General features: G+C 63.7%; 16 protein-coding genes. 10 read left to right on the top strand and 6 right to left on the bottom strand.

Annotated elements, in window-relative coordinates; translation table 11 throughout:
- Nucleotides 1-86 precede the first annotated feature (86 nt).
- From B2S33_RS18850 to B2S33_RS18840, 3 genes are all read right to left on the bottom strand, one after another.
- Nucleotides 87-869 (bottom strand): OmpA family protein, encoded by a 783-nt coding sequence (locus B2S33_RS18850; protein WP_027913844.1) that lies wholly within the window; start codon nt 867-869, stop codon nt 87-89.
- A 50-nt stretch (nt 870-919) separates the two neighbouring features.
- Entirely contained in the window at nt 920-1,333 is a 414-nt protein-coding gene (locus B2S33_RS18845; RefSeq protein WP_023534068.1) for a DUF4398 domain-containing protein, read from the bottom strand.
- A 279-nt stretch (nt 1,334-1,612) separates the two neighbouring features.
- A complete protein-coding gene (locus B2S33_RS18840; protein WP_288650847.1) occupies nt 1,613-1,954 on the bottom strand; it encodes a pilin assembly protein in 342 nt (113 codons plus the stop codon).
- 197 nt (nt 1,955-2,151) lie between these two features.
- Between B2S33_RS18840 and ppc the strand changes: the two genes are divergently transcribed.
- The 7 genes from ppc to B2S33_RS18805 all read left to right on the top strand — a co-directional run bounded on the left by ppc (nt 2,152) and on the right by B2S33_RS18805 (nt 9,370).
- Nucleotides 2,152-4,779, top strand: a complete 2,628-nt coding sequence (ppc, locus tag B2S33_RS18835; protein ID WP_027913846.1) for a phosphoenolpyruvate carboxylase — start codon at nt 2,152-2,154, stop codon at nt 4,777-4,779.
- Nucleotides 4,780-5,035: 256 nt separating this feature from the next.
- Complete coding sequence (adk, locus tag B2S33_RS18830) at nt 5,036-5,686, top strand: adenylate kinase (RefSeq protein WP_028686901.1); 651 nt, start codon at nt 5,036-5,038, stop codon at nt 5,684-5,686.
- Nucleotides 5,687-5,852: 166 nt separating this feature from the next.
- A complete protein-coding gene (tsaB, locus tag B2S33_RS18825) occupies nt 5,853-6,527 on the top strand; it encodes a tRNA (adenosine(37)-N6)-threonylcarbamoyltransferase complex dimerization subunit type 1 TsaB (protein WP_288502276.1) in 675 nt (224 codons plus the stop codon).
- 130 nt (nt 6,528-6,657) lie between these two features.
- Nucleotides 6,658-6,948 (top strand): hypothetical protein, encoded by a 291-nt coding sequence (locus tag B2S33_RS18820; RefSeq protein WP_049695516.1) that lies wholly within the window; start codon nt 6,658-6,660, stop codon nt 6,946-6,948.
- 3 nt (nt 6,949-6,951) lie between these two features.
- Nucleotides 6,952-7,821 carry a DUF72 domain-containing protein gene (locus B2S33_RS18815; protein WP_027913850.1) on the top strand — a complete coding sequence of 290 codons (870 nt, stop codon included), beginning with the start codon at nt 6,952-6,954 and terminating at the stop codon, nt 7,819-7,821.
- A gap of 29 nt (nt 7,822-7,850) precedes the next feature.
- Complete coding sequence (locus tag B2S33_RS18810) at nt 7,851-8,684, top strand: isocitrate lyase/PEP mutase family protein (RefSeq protein ID WP_140174111.1); 834 nt, start codon at nt 7,851-7,853, stop codon at nt 8,682-8,684.
- Entirely contained in the window at nt 8,681-9,370 is a 690-nt protein-coding gene (locus B2S33_RS18805; protein WP_059183685.1) for an extensin family protein, read from the top strand. The genes B2S33_RS18810 and B2S33_RS18805 overlap by 4 nt, the downstream gene beginning before the upstream one ends.
- A 2-nt stretch (nt 9,371-9,372) precedes the next feature.
- Here B2S33_RS18805 and B2S33_RS18800 read toward each other — a convergent pair whose 3' ends face one another.
- Nucleotides 9,373-9,993, bottom strand: a complete 621-nt coding sequence (locus B2S33_RS18800; protein WP_027913853.1) for a hypothetical protein — start codon at nt 9,991-9,993, stop codon at nt 9,373-9,375.
- A 104-nt stretch (nt 9,994-10,097) separates the two neighbouring features.
- Between B2S33_RS18800 and B2S33_RS18795 the strand changes: the two genes are divergently transcribed.
- Nucleotides 10,098-10,874, top strand: a complete 777-nt coding sequence (locus tag B2S33_RS18795; protein WP_049695519.1) for a class I SAM-dependent methyltransferase — start codon at nt 10,098-10,100, stop codon at nt 10,872-10,874.
- Between the two features lie 78 nt (nt 10,875-10,952).
- Here B2S33_RS18795 and B2S33_RS18790 read toward each other — a convergent pair whose 3' ends face one another.
- The gene (locus B2S33_RS18790) at nt 10,953-11,594 is read right to left on the bottom strand and encodes a TetR/AcrR family transcriptional regulator C-terminal domain-containing protein (protein WP_280076626.1); all 642 of its coding nucleotides are present in this window, start codon (nt 11,592-11,594) and stop codon (nt 10,953-10,955) included.
- Between the two features lie 173 nt (nt 11,595-11,767).
- On the opposite strand from B2S33_RS18790, the gene B2S33_RS18785 reads away from it, so the two are divergent.
- Together B2S33_RS18785 and B2S33_RS18780 are read left to right on the top strand one after the other, a co-directional pair.
- Entirely contained in the window at nt 11,768-12,865 is a 1,098-nt protein-coding gene (locus B2S33_RS18785; protein ID WP_286927926.1) for an efflux RND transporter periplasmic adaptor subunit, read from the top strand.
- Between the two features lie 6 nt (nt 12,866-12,871).
- Nucleotides 12,872-15,940, top strand: a complete 3,069-nt coding sequence (locus tag B2S33_RS18780) for an efflux RND transporter permease subunit (protein ID WP_028686896.1) — start codon at nt 12,872-12,874, stop codon at nt 15,938-15,940.
- 57 nt (nt 15,941-15,997) lie between these two features.
- Here B2S33_RS18780 and B2S33_RS18775 read toward each other — a convergent pair whose 3' ends face one another.
- Entirely contained in the window at nt 15,998-16,684 is a 687-nt protein-coding gene (locus tag B2S33_RS18775; RefSeq protein ID WP_027913858.1) for a DUF4197 domain-containing protein, read from the bottom strand.
- Between the last annotated feature and the right edge of the window lie 8 nt (nt 16,685-16,692).

The following is a 16,692-nucleotide window of genomic DNA, read 5'->3' as shown; positions in this document are numbered from 1 at the left end:
TGGCTAACCGGTAGCACCAAAAAAGAACCCCGCGCTGGNNGTGGAGGGACGCTCCAGCGCGGGGTTCTTGTTCCTGCCGTGCAGCGTTACTTCATCGAAGAACGCGGTGCAACTGGCTGGTTGTCATTGGAAATGGTCACTTCCACACGACGGTTCTGGGCACGGCCCGAGTTGCTGGAGTTATCCGCAACCGGATATTCCTTGCCGTAGCCCTGGGCAACGATGCGCGCTGGGTCTACGCCTGCGCGGACCAGTGCCATGCGTACGCTGCCGGCGCGACGCTCGGACAGGGACTGGTTGTAGCTGGCCGAGCCGACGCTGTCGGTGTAACCCTCGACGATCACTTTGCGCTCAGGGTTTTCCTGAAGGAACTGAGCCAGCTTGGTGATGTTCGGGTAGGCATTGCTCTTGAGCTCAGCCTTGTTGAAGTCGAACAGCACGTCGCCGAAGGTCACCAGGGTGCCGCGCTCGGTCTGCTTGGCGTTCAGGCTTTGCTGCAGCTTGGCGATCTGGGCGTCACGGGCGTCCAGCTTGGCCTGTGCGCGCAGCGCGGCGGCGTTTTTCAGGTCGCCTTCAGCAGTGCGCAGTGCGATGGTCTGCTTGGCCACTTCAACACGCTGGTTGGTCAGGTAGGCCAGTTGGTCGACCTTCTGCTCGTCTTCGCGGTCCATGTAGGCTTTGTCAGCCTTGTTCAGCCAGTCCTGGGCGTCCTTGGTTTCAAGGGCAGCCACTTTGCTGGCCTGCGGATCGCTCTGCAGGGAAGAGAAGTTGGTGCGAGCCGCTTCCAGGTTGGCGTTCGGGTCGTGCGAGCAGGCAGCGAGACCGACGCTCAGGGCCAGGAGGGCGGGAATCATGACGTGTTTGCGCATAGTGTTCATCCTTTGATCGAGTGCGAAGGCTAAGGGAGACAGGGCAGGGCTCATTGAGCGCTGCGCAGGCCTTCCTCACGTACGTCCTGGGCGCCTTGACGGGCGTCCTGTACGGCCTTCTGGGCCTTGGCCGCCTGGGCCTTACGTTCGGCGAGACGCGCGTCCCATTCGGCCTGTTCGGCCAGACGCTTGGCTTCGTCGTACTTCTTGTCATGCATGGCGATTTCGGCCTGCTTGAACTTGTCCTGAGCTGCTTTCATTTCGACAGCAGCGTACTCGGTGCCGCCTGCGCTGACGGCAGAGTTCACGGCGGACTGGGTCACAGCATACTGTTCGGTTGGCGGGTTGCCTGCACAGCCAGCCAGGACCAGGCTACTGCCCAGGGCCAGCGCGGCCAGCTTGAACCCGCGCACGTAAGTGGATGAAGGTTTGACAGTGCGGGTTTTCATGGTGGTCAGCTCCATTGGATCACTCCTGATAATGACGATGTCCGTAGCAGTCCATCGCTCATTCCCCGGACCGTTTTCATGCGCTTCAGCTGAATGGCGCACAAGTACCGGTGTGCAGGGTTTTAGCGTGATGGCTATTGGCTCCGACTGGAAGAATTTTCGAATAGTTCAGTAAAAAGTCCAGATTACGAGTAACTCTTTCTGACTAATCGGTCAGCTGAAATTCAGCGGAACTTTTGCCTGCCCAAGCGGTTTTCGCTACGGCCAGAAACCGAAGTCTTGGTCGGGCGACGGTCATTTGTCATCTCCCCCCGCCCCGTTCAGCGCATGCAAATGCTGACGCGAAAGTGCGAGGAAGCGGGGCGTGGGCCCTACGTCTTCGTACAAGGGATCACCCTCTTCATCGGTGGCGATGACCTGGCGTCCCTGGACATAGGGGAAGCTTGCCTCCAGCTCCTCCAGCGCCGCACCGACCAGTTCGCCAAGTAGCGCTTCGGCGGTTCGCTTGGGGTACATGTCGATGAGCGCCGCCAGGCGCGCTTCGGACTCCAGATCAAGGTGCAACACATGTTCGGTACGGCTGAGGGTGCCGGCCGCGTTCTGTTCCCAGTGCTGGGCGAGTTCACGAATTTTCATGATGACCTCTGTTAGCGCCTGCTAGGGCACGCAAGGCATGAGAGTGGTGAGCATCGACATTAGTTTGCTTTGGGTGTGCATGGCTTGCCATCGCCGCCTTGCTCTTGGCACTCTGGCATGAGGTCGCGGCCTCACAGGCAGCGCGATGAGCCTAACAAGGCATGCCAGGCGCTTGAGCTGCGCCACGGAGAGGGCCAATGACCGATATCGATGTGCGTTTGCGTGAAGATGTCCATGTGCTGGGAGAGCTGCTCGGCGACACGATTCGTCACCAGTATGGCGATGAATTTTTGCAGAAGATCGAGGATATTCGTCACAGCGCGAAAGCTGATCGACGCAATGCCGGCGAAGAGCTCAGCTCGACCCTGGGTGATCTGGACGATGACGAACTGTTGCCGGTGGCCAGGGCATTCAACCAGTTCCTCAACCTGGCCAACATGGCCGAGCAATACCAATTGATACGACGCCGCGATGCCGACCAGCCCGAGCCCTTCGAGGCCCGCGTGCTGCCGGAGCTGCTGGCCCGCCTCAAGCAGGCCGGCCATGACGATCAGGACCTGGCGCGGCAGTTGGCTGGCCTGGATATCCAGCTGGTGCTCACTGCGCACCCTACCGAAGTCTCGCGGCGTACCCTGATCCAGAAGTACGACGCCATCGCCGCCCAGCTGGCTGCCCAGGATCATCGCGACCTGACCCCCGCCGAAACCGCGCAGATCCGCGACCGCTTGCGCCGTCTGATTGCCGAGGCCTGGCATACCGAGGAAATCCGCCGTACACGCCCCACGCCCGTGGATGAGGCCAAATGGGGCTTCGCCGTGATCGAGCACTCGTTGTGGCACGCCATCCCCAACCACCTGCGCAAAGTCGATCACGCCCTGCAGGAGGCGACCGGCCAGCGGCTGCCACTGACGGCGGCCCCCATCCGCTTCGCTTCGTGGATGGGCGGCGACCGGGACGGCAACCCCAATGTTACCGCCAAGGTCACCCGGGAAGTCCTGCTGCTGGCGCGTTGGATGGCAGCGGACCTGTTCCTGCGCGATATCGATGCGCTGGCGGCCGAGCTTTCCATGCAACAGGCCAGTACGGCCTTGCGCGAGCACGTGGGCGACAGCCCGGAGCCTTACCGTGCGCTGCTCAAGCAACTGCGCGAGCGCTTGCGGGCAACTCGCAGCTGGGCCCATTCGGCACTGTCTGCCAACGTACCGCCTGGGCCTGACGTGCTGGTGGACAACCGCGAGCTGGTTGCACCGTTGCAATTGTGTCACCAGTCGCTGCATGACTGCGGCATGGGCATCATCGCCGATGGCCCGCTGCTGGACTGCCTGCGCCGGGCCGTGACCTTCGGCCTCTTCCTGGTCAGGCTGGACGTGCGCCAAGACGCCGCGCGTCACCGTGATGCGCTGAGCGAAATCACCGAGTACCTAGGCATGGGCCGGTATGCCGACTGGGATGAGGAACAGCGTATTGACTTCCTGGAACAGGAGCTGGCCAACCGTAGGCCGCTGCTGCCAGCCCACTTCGAGCCTCAGGACGAGACGGCCGAGGTGTTGGCCACCTGCCGGGAGATCGCCGCGGCGCCAGGCGCCTCGCTGGGCTCGTACGTGATTTCGATGGCAGGTGCTGCGTCGGACGTGCTAGCGGTGCAATTGCTGCTCAAGGAAACCGGCCTGACCCGTCCGATGCGGGTGGTGCCGCTGTTCGAAACCCTGGCTGACCTGGATAACGCGGGCCCGGTGATGCAGCGTCTGCTGGCGCTGCCCAGTTATCGCGCCGGCCTGCATGGCCCTCAGGAGGTCATGATCGGCTATTCCGATTCGGCCAAGGATGCGGGCACCACGGCCGCGGCCTGGGCCCAGTACCGCGCCCAGGAAAGCCTGGTGCGCATTTGCGCCGAGCACCAGGTCGAGTTGCTGCTGTTCCATGGCCGGGGCGGTACGGTGGGGCGCGGCGGCGGCCCGGCTCACGCCGCCATTTTGTCGCAACCGCCGGGTTCGGTCGCCGGGCGGTTCCGCACCACCGAACAGGGGGAGATGATCCGCTTCAAGTTCGGCTTGCCTGGCATTGCCGAGCAGAACCTCAACCTGTATCTGGCCGCCGTGCTCGAAGCCACGCTGCTGCCACCGCCGCCCCCGCAGCCGGCCTGGCGCGACCTCATGGATCAGATGGCTGCCGATGGGGTCAAGGCCTACCGCGACGTGGTGCGTGAGCACCCGGACTTCGTCGAGTACTTCCGCCAGTCGACCCCCGAGCAGGAGTTGGGGCGCCTGCCGCTGGGCAGTCGCCCGGCCAAGCGACGTGCCGGCGGTATCGAAAGCCTGCGGGCCATCCCCTGGATCTTCGGCTGGACCCAGACTCGACTGATGCTCCCAGCCTGGCTGGGTTGGGAGACGGCACTGAACAACGCGCTGGCTGCCGGGCAGGGCCCGTTGCTTGCGCAGATGCGCGAGCAGTGGCCGTTCTTCCGCACGCGCATCGACATGCTGGAGATGGTCCTGGCCAAAGCCGATGCCCAAATTGCAGAGGCCTACGACCAACGTCTGGTGCAACCGCACCTGCTACCTTTAGGTACACAGCTGCGCGACCTATTGTCGCAGTCGTGCCAGGTCGTGCTGAGCCTGACCGGGCAGCAGGTGCTACTGGCGCATAGCCCCGAAACCCTGGAATTCATCCGCCTGCGCAACACCTACCTGGACCCGCTGCATCGGCTGCAGGCAGAACTGCTGGCGCGTTCGCGTGACCGCCAGGCCGCTCTGGACAGCCCGCTGGAGCAGGCGTTGCTGGTGACCATCGCCGGTATCGCCGCGGGGCTGCGCAACACCGGTTGAGGGGAGGGGGCGGGGCTGCTTCAGAAAGGTGCAGGGGGGCATCGAACAGCGACGGCACGGGGGTTGCGCTGGGCGCAACCACTGACCCGCTCGACCTGAAGTGGTGCATTCATGCAACTTTGGGACGCTTGTCGGGCTGGCAGGCGCTGTGTATCTTGAGCAGCCTTCTGACCGATTCATGGTCATACCTAATTTCCGGACTTGGCCCTGGTTGCCGAATCCATTGAATTGCATACAAAAATTTGAGGAGCACAAGATGCGCGTAATTCTGCTGGGAGCTCCCGGGGCCGGTAAAGGTACTCAGGCAAAGTTCATCACCGAAAAGTTCGGTATTCCACAGATCTCCACCGGCGACATGCTGCGTGCGGCGGTCAAGGCCGGCACGCCCCTGGGCCTGGAGCTGAAAAAAGTCATGGATGCCGGCCAACTGGTCTCCGACGAGTTGATCATCAGCCTGGTCAAAGAGCGCATCGCCCAGCCTGATTGCGCCAACGGCTGCCTGTTCGACGGTTTCCCGCGCACTATCCCACAGGCAGAGGCCATGGACGATGCGGGCGTGAACATTGATGCCGTGGTCGAGATCGCCGTGGACGACGAAGAGATCGTTGGCCGCATGGCAGGCCGTCGTGTGCACCTGGCCTCGGGCCGTACCTACCATGTCCAGTACAACCCGCCGAAAATCGAAGGCAAGGACGATGTCACTGGCGAAGACCTGATCCAGCGCGATGACGACAAGGAAGAAACCGTTCGCCATCGCCTGTCGGTCTACCACAGCCAGACCAAGCCACTGGTAGACTTCTACCAGAAGCTGTCGGCGACCAACGGTGGCAAGCCCAAGTACAGCCACATCGAAGGTGTGGGCTCGGTAGAAGCGATCACTGCCAAGGTACTGGCCGCGCTGAGCTGATCGGCACATTGTCATTGAACGACGGCCCGCTTGCGGGCCGTTGTCGTTTTTGGCCTTGTGCGGTGTGGGCGTATCCCCGGCAGCCCACACGGCGGCCCTTTGGGACACGAAGGCGCGGCTGCTCTATACTCGCGCTCTTTCCCACTCACACCTGGATACCTGTTCGATGACCACCTTGTTGGCCCTGGATACCGCCACCGAAGCCTGTTCCGTTGCACTGCTGCATAACGGTGAGGTAACCAGCCATTACGAGGTGATCCCACGCATGCATGCCCAGAAGTTGCTGCCAATGATCAAGCAACTGCTGGCCGAATCCGGTGTAGCCCTGGGCACGGTCGATGCCATTGCGTTCGGCCGTGGCCCGGGTGCGTTCACTGGTGTGCGCATTGCCATCGGCGTGGTGCAGGGGCTGGCTTTCGCCCTGGAGCGGCCCGTGTTGCCGGTGTCCAATCTCGCAGCGCTGGCCCAGGGCGCACTGCGTCAACAGGGTGCCCAGCAAGTGGCCGCCGCCATCGATGCGCGTATGGACGAGGTGTACTGGGGCTGCTATCAGGCCGTAGCCGGGGAAATGCGCCTGCAAGGCGCTGAAGCGGTGCTGCCACCCGAACGTGTGGCGTTGCCAGCAGGGGCGCAAGGACCATGGTTCGGAGCAGGTACGGGTTGGGGCTATGCCGAGCGCCTAGCGGTCACTGCTGACGCAAGCGACCCCTCGGCCTTGCCCAGTGCCCTTGATGTGCTGAGCCTGGCGCGCTTTGCCTGGGCCCGGGGTGAAGCTATCGCAGCTGAGCAGGCTCAGCCGATTTACCTGCGCGATAACGTGGCAACGCCCAAAAAGCAGTAAGGCTGTTCGTCGGGCACGCTCGATAGTGCTACAACCTTTTGCATAAAGTGTGGTCAAGTTCTCAATCGAGCATTAGCGGCGGGCCATCAATGCTGCTAAATTGCCATCATTGGTCCTGGGTGCTCATGCCATGCGTGTCGACGGTTTCTCATCACAGTCCTTTCCGATCAAGCGTACGCCGCGCAAGGCAGCGGTGCATGATGACGTGGCCGATGATGGCGAACTGGTGGAAGAGGTCGCCATGGCAGCCCAGGAGCCTGCTGCTCGTCGCCGTACCGGGACGCTGCCAGCCCGTCAGCAGGACATGGTGTTCCCCCGCGCCCGTGACCGGCGCACCGCCTCGGCACTTGCCAGTTACCTGAGCACAGCAGGCTTTACCGACTGGGACATGGAAGTACTGGGGCTCGACCTGTACATTTGACGGATGAGCCTGCCGTCCATCCCCTATTTCATTGGCTGCCCCTCGTGGAGCGAAAACGCCTGGCGTGAGTACCTGTACCCTGCCGACGCCAGCGCCGCGCAAATGCTTGGGCTGTACAGCCAGGTCTTCAATGCCGTCGAAGGCAATACCACGTTCTATGCCAGGCCATCGCCTGCCACGGTGGTCCGGTGGGCGGCAACGATGCCAGCGCATTTTCGCTTCACGGCCAAGTTCCCCCGCGACATCAGCCACGGTGGCGACCTGCGCGACCATCTCGAACCTGCCTTTGACTTCATTCGCCTGATGGCGCCGCTCGGGCCGCGCGTGTCCCCTTACTGGCTGCAGTTGCCCGCTTCGTACGGCCCGGGGCGACTGGCAGAGCTGAGCCAGTTTCTGCAGCAGGTGGGTGTAAACGTTGCAGTGGAGGTGCGCCATCCGGCGTTCTTCGCCAAGGGCGAGGATGAACGCGCGCTCAACCGCCTGCTGGCCGACTTGGGTGTCGAGCGGGTGTGTCTCGATCCCAGGGCGCTGTTCAGCTGTACCTCCACTGACCCCGCCATCGTGCATGCCCAGTCCAAGAAGCCCAACGTTCCGCCGCGACCAGCCGCGTTCAGTCAGCGTCCGCAGGTGCGCTTCATCGGCCATCCGGCGCTTGAGTACAACGAACCCTTCCTGACCCCTTGGGTGGACAAGTTGGCTGCGTGGATCGAAGAGGGGCGCAGCCCGTACATCTTCTTGCACACTGCTGACAACCGCCTGGCGGCCGCGTTGGCGCAACGTTTCCACCAGCGGCTCATGTTACGCCTGCCCGGGCTGGCCGCACTGCCGGAATTGCCGCGAGCGCCGGAGGTCGAACAGCTGGGCCTGCTCTGATTTCTTCCCCATTGCCGGAGTGCTTGATCATGGATGTGCAAACCCTGCGAGCCGAAGCCTTCAAGGCCTTGCATCAACGCGATGGCGCCTTCGTCATGGCCAACCCCTGGGACGCCGGTTCAGCCAAGCTGCTGGCCAGCCTGGGTTTCGAGGCCTTGGCCAGCACCAGCGCCGGGCTTGCCTTCAGCCTGGGGCGCCCGGATGCCGAAGGGGCGCTAAGCCTCGATGACGTGCTGGACAACGCAGGCGAAATCGTCGACGCCACCGCATTGCCAGTGGCTGCGGACCTTGAGAACGGCTTCGGGGATCTGCCCGAGGATTGCGCCCAGGCCATTCTGCGCGCTGCTGAGGCAGGGCTGGTCGGTGGCTCCATCGAGGACGCCAGTGGCCGCGCCGCGTCACCTATCTACGACAAGGGCCTTGCGGTGGAGCGTGTTCGTGCTGCCGTGCAGGCGGCGCGCAGCCTGCCTTTTCCCTTCACCGTGTGCGCGCGCGCGGAAAACCTGCTGCACGGGCGCCAGGACCTGGACGACACCATCGAGCGCCTGCAGGCTTTCGCCGAGGCGGGCGCCGATGTGCTCTACGCCCCTGGGCTGCGTACGGCCGAGGAAGTGCGGGCAGTGGTGCAGGCGCTGGCGCCTCGCCCACTGAACGTGCTGATGGGCATGGCGGGGGTGCCGTTGTGCGTCAACCAGCTTCAGGACCTGGGTGTACGGCGCGTTAGCGTCGGTTCGTCGATGGCGCGTGCGGCCTTTGGCGCCTTACAGCGGGCTGCGCAGGAAATCCGTGAACAGGGTACGTTTGGCTACGCCGAGCAGGCCTTGCCGTTCGATCAGCTCAATGAGCTGTTCCGCCGCGGATGAAGGTCGTTCTGCTGCTTCTGGGCGTGCTGGTGCTGGCCGCCGGCCAGGCGTGGCACCTGGGCTGGCGCCCGCCTGCGCAGTGGAACCCGCTTGCCCCCTTGGACGTCAGCCAGCCGCCCAACTGGCTGACTGGCTTCAAGCTCAAGCGTCTGCGCGACGACCCGGCGCTTTGCCAACAGGCGCTTCAAAGCAGTCAACTGCGCTACCGGGCGCAGGCTGACAGCCCAGCCTCGGCCAAATGCCCACTGAGCAATGTCTGGCGTATCGAGGGTGGCCAGGCCCGCCTGAGCAGCAGTTTCCTGGCCAGTTGCCCGCTGGCGGTCGCCTATGCCTTGTTCGAGCGCCACGGCCTTCAGCCGGTGGCTCAGCGCGTGCTGGGTCAGCCGGTGGTGCAGGTCGATCACCTGGGTAGCTTTGCCTGCCGCAACGTCTACAACCGCAAGGCAGGGCGCTTGAGCCAGCATGCCAGCGCCAACGCCCTGGACATTGCAGGTTTTCGCCTGCGGGACGGCCAACGCATCGTCCTGGCGCGCGACTGGCAGGGGACCGGGGACAAGGCGATGTTCTTGCGTGAGGTACGTCAGGCGGCGTGCGAGCACTTCAGCACGGTGCTGGGGCCGGAGTACAATGCTGCGCACCGCGATCACTTTCATGTGGACATGGGCCGTTGGCAGGTGTGCCGTTAGCCTCAGGCGTAAGCGCGCACGTTGTTCAACACCACTGGGCGCGCCCAGTGCATGTCAAAGGCCAGGTCGTGCTGCTGGCGTGCCAGGGTCGGTTCATCGAACGGTTCGGGGGCCGGGTCCAGCAACGTGCTGTCGAACTCGGCGATCGGCAGGAACAGAGGCCGTGGTGCAGGGCCGGGACCCGGTTCAGCTAAGGGTTGGCCCTGACGGGCGACCACGGGCCGAACCCAACTGTTGTCGATATCAAGCTGACGCTGCTGCTCGATCATTTCCAGCGCACCGAACGGCTCGGGGGCGGGCGGCAGCAGGTTGGCCTCCAGTTCGGCCTTGGGCAGGAACAACGGCTCGGGTGGCGCGACCACGGTGTCTTGCACCGGGCAGGCGCGTTGCGCGTCGATCAAGGCCAGGGCACGGGCGCCGCCGACAGGTTCTCCGCTGGCCTGGTCGTACTGCACGAATGACTGGCTGACGCTGTCGACGGGCGTTTCAGATTGCTCCGCCATTGCCCGGGCGAAGAAATCCTGCCACAGGTGGCTGACGCCCCCCAGTGCCTGGGTGTTGTGCTGACTGTAGTTGTCGACAGGCGACAGGTAGGTCAAGCCGATAGGAAGAATTTCTGACATGGCAGTCGCGCGCGTTGTGCTCTGGCAGAATAGCGGGATATTGCCTGTATCGGCCGCGTTGGCCGGTTCATTAAGGGCCAGGTTGTTTTTTTCAGGTGTGAGCGATGCAAGAGCAAGGCGTGGGGATCAGGGTCGAGGCGATGTCCGAGGAGTATGCGGGCCAGGCGCAGGCATGGGCGCAGCGCTTGGGCTTGCCCTTGCAGAATGACGACGCGCAGTTCGCCGTTCAGCTGGGCCCCGAGGGTTTGCAGGTCCAGCAGTTGGGGCCCCAGGCCCCCGGCCCGGTGCGGGTCGACTTCGTCGAAGGCCAGGCTGCCCACCGGCGCCAGTTCGGCGGTGGCAACGGGCAGATGATCGCCAAGGCCGTGGGCATCGCCCAGGGTGTGAGGCCGGTGGTACTCGACGCTACCGCAGGGCTTGGCAAGGACGCCTTCGTGCTGGCCAGTCTGGGTTGCCACATGACCCTGATCGAGCGCCAGCCGCTTGTGGCTGCGCTACTGGAAGACGGGTTGGCGCGGGCCCGTGCCGATGAGGACGTCGGGCCAATCGTCGCGCGCATGCGCCTGCTGACGGGCAACGCCATCGAGTGCATGCGCAACTGGGAAGGCGAGCCGCCGCAGGTGATCTACCTGGACCCGATGTTTCCCCACCGGGACAAGAGCGCACTGGTGAAAAAGGAAATGCGCGTGTTCCGCCCGTTGGTCGGCGACGACCTGGACGCCCCGGCGCTGCTCGAAGCGGCGCTGGCGTTGGCGACCCACCGCGTGGTGGTCAAGCGACCGCGCAAGGCGCCGATCATCGACGGACCCAAACCCAGCCACGGCCTTGAGGGCAAGTCGAGCCGCTATGACATCTACCCCAAGAAGGCCTTGAAAGGCTGAGCACCGCATGAGAGTGGCCGGGCCCTGCGCCGCAGGCAACCCTGGACGATCAACGTGGGTTGTCGAGTCTGGTCCGACTCAGGGCCTGAATGCGCGCAGAAACACCTCGACCACCTCGCACACATGCGCCTCGGCCGCTTCGCCGCACAGCGGCTCGGCGCAGCCCAGCATCAGGCGGTAATCCGGCGCGCCTTTTACCAGGCAGAAGAAATGCTCCGCTGCCCTGAGCGGGTCATCGATCCGCAACAGCCTGCGCTCGTCGGCCCCGCGCAGCAAGGCCTCCATTCCCGCCAGCACCCGCTTGGGCCCGGCCTCGTAGAAATACTCGCCAAAGCCTGGATCGCTATTGCCCTGGGCCATGATCAGGCGACTGAGCTTGACGGCTTCGTCACTGCTGATCAGGGCCTGGAAACTGCGGGCGATGGTCAAGAGCACTTCTTCTATCGGCGCGTGCTCGGGGTATTCGAACAGTTGATCGGGCAACTGCAACTGACACGTGGCCATGACCGCCGAGCAGAACAGTGTCTGTTTGTCGGTGAAGTGGCTGTACACCGTCAGCTTCGATACACCCGCTGCCGCCGCGACCGCATCCATGCTGGTACTTGCGTAACCCAGGCTCAGAAACAGCGACTTGGCCGCTTCGAGAATGGCCTGGCGCTTGGCAAGGTCCTTTGGGCGGCCTGGGCCGCTGGAGACGTCGTTGGACATTGGGATCTGCATCTGCCTTGAAGGTTGCCTATCTTATACGGCTTGGGCGTGGCTCGCTGTTCTTGACCGCAATAGCGCGCAAACGCTCCAAAAAAACCTCGGGATGCTCTTCCCGTGCCTTGATGGCTGACTTACTATACCGGCCAGTTCAAATATTCGATCAGCATTTTGCGAAGGGATTCCCGATGTTGCCCCGTGCCCTCAGCCTTGCCCTGCCCATGGTTCTCTTGATGCTTACGGCGTGCAATCAGGAACCTGCATTACCTGCGGTGGTTCGCCCTGCTTTGGTGGTTCAGCCGCGGCCAGCCGAGGCGATGGCCGATAACTACCCAGGCGAGGTCAGGGCGCGACTGGAGCCGGAACTGGCTTTTCGCATTGGTGGCAAGGTCAGCAAGCGGCTTGTCGAAGAAGGGCAACGGGTCAAGCTCAACCAGCCGCTGGCTGAGCTGGACCCGCAGGATGTGCGCCTGCAGTTGGAGGCTAACCGTGCGCAGGTAGCCGGTGCCGAGGCCAACCTGGCGCTGGTGCGCACCGAGCGTGACCGTTACCAAAAGTTGCTCGACAAGCAGATGATCAGCCACTCGCAGTACGACAACGCCGAAAACCTCTATCGCGCTGGGGTCGCCAGGCTCAAGCAGGCCAAGGCCGAGTTCGACGTGGCGGGTAACCAGGCCGACTACGCTGTGTTGCGCGCGCCTCAGGCAGGGGTGATAGCCAGGCGCCTGGTCGAAGTCGGTCAAGTCGTCGCTGCGGGTCAGACGGTATTGACCTTGGCAGCTGACGGCGAGCGCGAAGTGGCCATCGCCGTCCCCGAGCAGCAATACGCCCGCTTCGCCGTGGGCCAGCCGGTCACCGTGGAGCTGTGGTCGCACCCGGGGCGGCGCTTCGAGGGGCGGATCCGCGAGCTGTCGCCGGCCGCCGATCCGCGCTCCAGAACCTACGCGGCTCGGGTTGCCTTTACCTCCAACGAGGTGCCGGCAACGCTGGGGCAGAGCGCCAGGGTATTGGTCGCCCACCCAGGTCAGGTGCCGTTGTCGGTTCCCCTGTCGGCCGTCACGGCTGAAGCCGGCCAGGCGTACGTCTGGCGGGTCACTGGCGAGCACCGTGTGCAGCGGGTCGCGGTGCAGCTTGGCGCCTATGGGACTGACAGCGTGCCTGTGCTCGCGGGGCTTGCGGTTGACGACTGGGTGGTGGCAGCCGGCGGTCATGTGCTGCGCGAAGGCCAGCAGGTGCGACCCGTGGACCGCGCCAACCGTACAGTCGACCTGACGGGCAAGGAGTAACTCGGGATGGGTTTCAACCTCTCTGCCTGGGCGCTGCGCAACCGCCAGATCGTACTCTTTTTGATGATACTGCTCGCGGGCGTTGGCGCGCTGTCCTACACCAAGCTGGGTCAGAGCGAAGACCCGCCCTTCACCTTCAAGGCCATGGTCATCCGCACCCTGTGGCCCGGCGCCACCGCTGAGGAGGTGGCGCGCCAGGTCACGGAGCGCATCGAGAAAAAGCTCATGGAAACCGGCGAGTACGAAAAGATCGTCTCGTTCTCGCGCCCCGGTGAATCGCAGGTGACCTTCATGGCCCGCGACGCTCTGCACTCGGCCGATATCCCCACATTGTGGTACCAGATACGCAAGAAGGTCGCCGACATCCGCCACACGCTGCCACCCGAGGTGCAGGGCCCGTTCTTCAACGATGAGTTCGGCACCACGTTCGGCAACATCTATGCGCTGACTGGGCCGGGTTTCGACTATGCGGTCCTCAAGGACTATGCGGACCGTATTCAGATCCAGCTGCAGCGGGTCAAGGATGTGGGCAAGGTCGAGCTGATCGGTTTGCAGGACGAGAAAATCTGGATCGAACTGTCCAACGTCAAGCTGGCCACCCTCGGCATCCCTTTGCAGGCGGTGCAGCAGGCGTTGCAGGAGCAGAATGCGGTGAGCACGGCCGGGTTCTTCGAAACGCCCAGCGAACGTGTGCAACTGCGGGTCAGTGGGCGATTCGACAGCGTCGAGCAGATTCGCCAGTTGCCACTGCGCGTGGGCGAGCGCACGTTTCGCCTGGGCGATGTGGCGCGCGTGTACCGGGGCTACAACGATCCGCCTGCGCCGCGGATGCGCTTCATGGGCGAAGACGCCATCGGCCTGGCGGTGTCGATGAAGGATGGGGGTGACATCCTGACCTTGGGCAAGGCCCTGGAAGCGGAATTCGAGCGTCTGGCCCGCGGCTTGCCGGCCGGCTTGTCGCTGCGCAAGGTGTCCGACCAGCCCGCTGCGGTGAAGGCAGGGGTTGGCGAGTTCGTCCAGGTGCTGTGCGAGGCGCTGGTGATCGTGTTGTTGGTCAGTTTCTTTTCGCTGGGCGTGCGCACGGGGTTGGTGGTGGCGCTGGCCATCCCCCTGGTGCTGGCCATGACCTTCGCCGCCATGTACTACTTTGGCATCGGCCTGCACAAGATCTCACTGGGTGCGCTGGTGCTCGCCCTGGGGTTGCTGGTCGATGACGCCATCATTGCCGTGGAGATGATGGCGATCAAGATGGAGCAGGGCTTCGACCGCCTGAAAGCGGCAAGCTATGCGTGGACCAGCACGGCATTCCCCATGCTGACCGGCACCCTGATCACCGCAGCCGGGTTCCTGCCCATTGCCACGGCTGCCTCCAGCACCGGCGAGTACACACGGTCGATCTTCCAGGTGGTGACCATTGCGTTGCTCACCTCCTGGGTGGCCGCCGTGCTCTTCGTGCCCTACCTGGGCGAGCGGTTGCTGCCGGATCTGGCCAAGCGACACGCCGCTCGCCACGGTAACGGCGGCGCTGCACCGGACCCGTATGCCACGCCCTTCTACCAGCGTGTGCGCCGTGTGGTGGCATGGTGCGTGCGGCGCCGCAAGACCGTTATCGTGCTGACCATCGCCGCGTTCGTGGGCAGCGTGTTCCTGTTTCGCTTCGTACCGCAGCAGTTCTTCCCGGCCTCCGGGCGTCCTGAGCTGATGGTCGACCTGAAGCTTGCCGAAGGCGCATCGCTGGTCAACACGGGCGAGAAAGTCCGGCAGCTTGAGCAGTTGCTCAAGCAGCAACAGGGCATCGTCAACTATGTCGCCTATGTCGGTTCAGGGTCGCCGCGCTTTTATTTGCCTTTGGATCAGCAACTGCCCGCTGCCAGCTTCGCCCAATTCGTGGTATTGGCCGACTCCATGCAAGCACGCGAAGACTTGCGCAGTTGGCTGATCAGCACGGTCGAGCAGCAGTTCCCTGATCTGCGCGCGCGCGTCACCCGGTTGGAAAACGGCCCACCGGTGGGCTACCCCGTGCAGTTCCGAGTGACAGGCGAGCACATCGAACAAGCACGCGCCCTGGCCCGGGAAGTGGCAGAAAAGGTGCGGGAGAACCCCCATGTGGTCAATGTGCACCTGGACTGGGAAGAGCCCAGCAAAGCCGTGTTCGTGGAAATCGACCAGGACCGCGCCCGCGCCTTGGGCGTCAGCACCCGCCAGTTGTCCAGTTTCCTGCAAAGCTCGCTCACAGGCACCGCGGTCAGCCAGTACCGCGAAGACGATGAGCTGATCGAAATCCTGCTGCGAGGCACCTCACAGGAACGCAACGACCTGAGCCAGCTCGCCAGCTTGTCGCTGCCCACGGACAACGGGCGTAGCGTGGCCCTGTCACAGGTGGCCACGCTGACCTACGGCTTCGAGGAAGGCATCATCTGGCACCGCGACCGTCTGCCGACGGTGACCGTGCGGGCCGATATCTACGACAAGGTACAGCCGGCCACGGTGGTCAAGCAGGTACAGCCTACCTTGCAAGGCATCCGGGCCAAGTTGCCCGATGGCTATCTGCTAGAGGTGGGTGGCACGGTGGAAGATGCCGAACGTGGGCAGAAATCGGTGAATGCCGGCATGCCGTTGTTCATCGTGGTCGTGTTGAGCCTGCTGATGATTCAGCTGCGCAGTTTTTCTCGCACGGTCATGGTCTTTCTGACGGCGCCGCTGGGCTTGATTGGCGTGACCCTGTTCCTGCTGGTGTTCAACCAGCCGTTCGGGTTCGTCGCCATGCTGGGGACCATCGCCCTGGCGGGCATGATCATGCGCAACTCGGTCATTCTGGTGGACCAGATCGAGCAGGATATCGCATCCGGGCTAGGGCGCTGGCAGGCCATCGTCGAAGCCACGGTGCGCCGTTTCCGGCCTATCGTGCTGACGGCCTTGGCGGCCGTTCTGGCCATGATCCCGTTGTCGCGCAGCGTGTTCTACGGGCCAATGGCCGTGGCGATCATGGGCGGGCTGATCGTCGCCACCGCCTTGACCCTGCTGTTTCTGCCGGCGTTGTACGCCGCCTGGTTCAAGGTCAGGGAACGCGACTAGCGGCCTTTTTGCTGCGGTGTAAAAAGGGCCCGCGGCGGGGCCCCTTTCAGGTAGCGATCAGAGTGCGCCAAATACCTTCTTGGCCAGGCTCGTGGCGGCCTGGGCAGGGTTCTGCCGAATGCTCTGCTCCTGCTTGGCGATCATCTCGAACAAACCGTCCATTGCCTTTTCCGTCACGTAGTTCTCGATGTTGGCGTCATTCTTGATCAGCCCCAGGCCTTTGGCCTGTGCGGCGAAGGCGTTGTACTGCTGGGCCACGCCGACCTGGTCGGTCGCTTGCTTGACGATTGGCAGGAACTTGGCACGGATCTGCTCGCGGCTGCTTTTGTTCAGGTACTGGGTGGCCGAATCCTGACCGCCGCTTAGAATGCCCTTGGCATCGGTCACGGTCATGTTTCTCACGGCGTTGACGAGAATCGCCTGGGCCTGCGGCACGGCCGCCTCAGCGGCCTTGTTCATGCCGGCTTCGAGCGCGTCCACCTGGTCGCCTTTGCCGAACATTTTCATGGCCTTGGCCGCCTTGCCCAGGTTGCCGGGCAGCTCGATACGCACGTCCGGGTTGTTGCTGAAGCCGCCCGGCGTGCTCAGCTGCTTGACGGCCAACTGCGCGCCTTGGGTCAGTGCGTCTTTCAGGCCACCGGTGGCGTCCTTCTGGCTGAGGTCGCCAAGCGACAGGGCAAAGGCGCTGGCCGACAGCAGCAGGCCGGCGCACAGGGTGGTCAGACGCAGGGAGGAGCGGGTCATGGCAGTGT

It is taken from the genome of Pseudomonas sp. UBA5568, assembly GCF_002425525.1.
Lineage (GTDB): Bacteria > Pseudomonadota > Gammaproteobacteria > Pseudomonadales > Pseudomonadaceae > Aquipseudomonas > Aquipseudomonas fulva.
Note: the sequence above shows the minus strand (reverse complement) of the source record. Positions and strands in the feature narration are given on the sequence as shown.

Bases quoted from the DNA above. Each gene is read 5' to 3' on its own strand.
- B2S33_RS18850 (WP_027913844.1), bottom strand. From the start codon at position 869: ATGCGCAAACACGTCATGATTCCCGCCCTCCTGGCCCTGAGCGTCGGT.
- B2S33_RS18845 (WP_023534068.1), bottom strand. From the start codon at position 1,333: ATGGAGCTGACCACCATGAAAACCCGCACTGTCAAACCTTCATCCACT.
- B2S33_RS18840 (WP_288650847.1), bottom strand. From the start codon at position 1,954: ATGAAAATTCGTGAACTCGCCCAGCACTGGGAACAGAACGCGGCCGGC.
- ppc (WP_027913846.1), top strand. From the start codon at position 2,152: ATGACCGATATCGATGTGCGTTTGCGTGAAGATGTCCATGTGCTGGGA.
- adk (WP_028686901.1), top strand. From the start codon at position 5,036: ATGCGCGTAATTCTGCTGGGAGCTCCCGGGGCCGGTAAAGGTACTCAG.
- tsaB (WP_288502276.1), top strand. From the start codon at position 5,853: ATGACCACCTTGTTGGCCCTGGATACCGCCACCGAAGCCTGTTCCGTT.
- B2S33_RS18820 (WP_049695516.1), top strand. From the start codon at position 6,658: ATGCGTGTCGACGGTTTCTCATCACAGTCCTTTCCGATCAAGCGTACG.
- B2S33_RS18815 (WP_027913850.1), top strand. From the start codon at position 6,952: ATGAGCCTGCCGTCCATCCCCTATTTCATTGGCTGCCCCTCGTGGAGC.
- B2S33_RS18810 (WP_140174111.1), top strand. From the start codon at position 7,851: ATGGATGTGCAAACCCTGCGAGCCGAAGCCTTCAAGGCCTTGCATCAA.
- B2S33_RS18805 (WP_059183685.1), top strand. From the start codon at position 8,681: ATGAAGGTCGTTCTGCTGCTTCTGGGCGTGCTGGTGCTGGCCGCCGGC.
- B2S33_RS18800 (WP_027913853.1), bottom strand. From the start codon at position 9,993: ATGTCAGAAATTCTTCCTATCGGCTTGACCTACCTGTCGCCTGTCGAC.
- B2S33_RS18795 (WP_049695519.1), top strand. From the start codon at position 10,098: ATGCAAGAGCAAGGCGTGGGGATCAGGGTCGAGGCGATGTCCGAGGAG.
- B2S33_RS18790 (WP_280076626.1), bottom strand. From the start codon at position 11,594: ATGCAGATCCCAATGTCCAACGACGTCTCCAGCGGCCCAGGCCGCCCA.
- B2S33_RS18785 (WP_286927926.1), top strand. From the start codon at position 11,768: ATGTTGCCCCGTGCCCTCAGCCTTGCCCTGCCCATGGTTCTCTTGATG.
- B2S33_RS18780 (WP_028686896.1), top strand. From the start codon at position 12,872: ATGGGTTTCAACCTCTCTGCCTGGGCGCTGCGCAACCGCCAGATCGTA.
- B2S33_RS18775 (WP_027913858.1), bottom strand. From the start codon at position 16,684: ATGACCCGCTCCTCCCTGCGTCTGACCACCCTGTGCGCCGGCCTGCTG.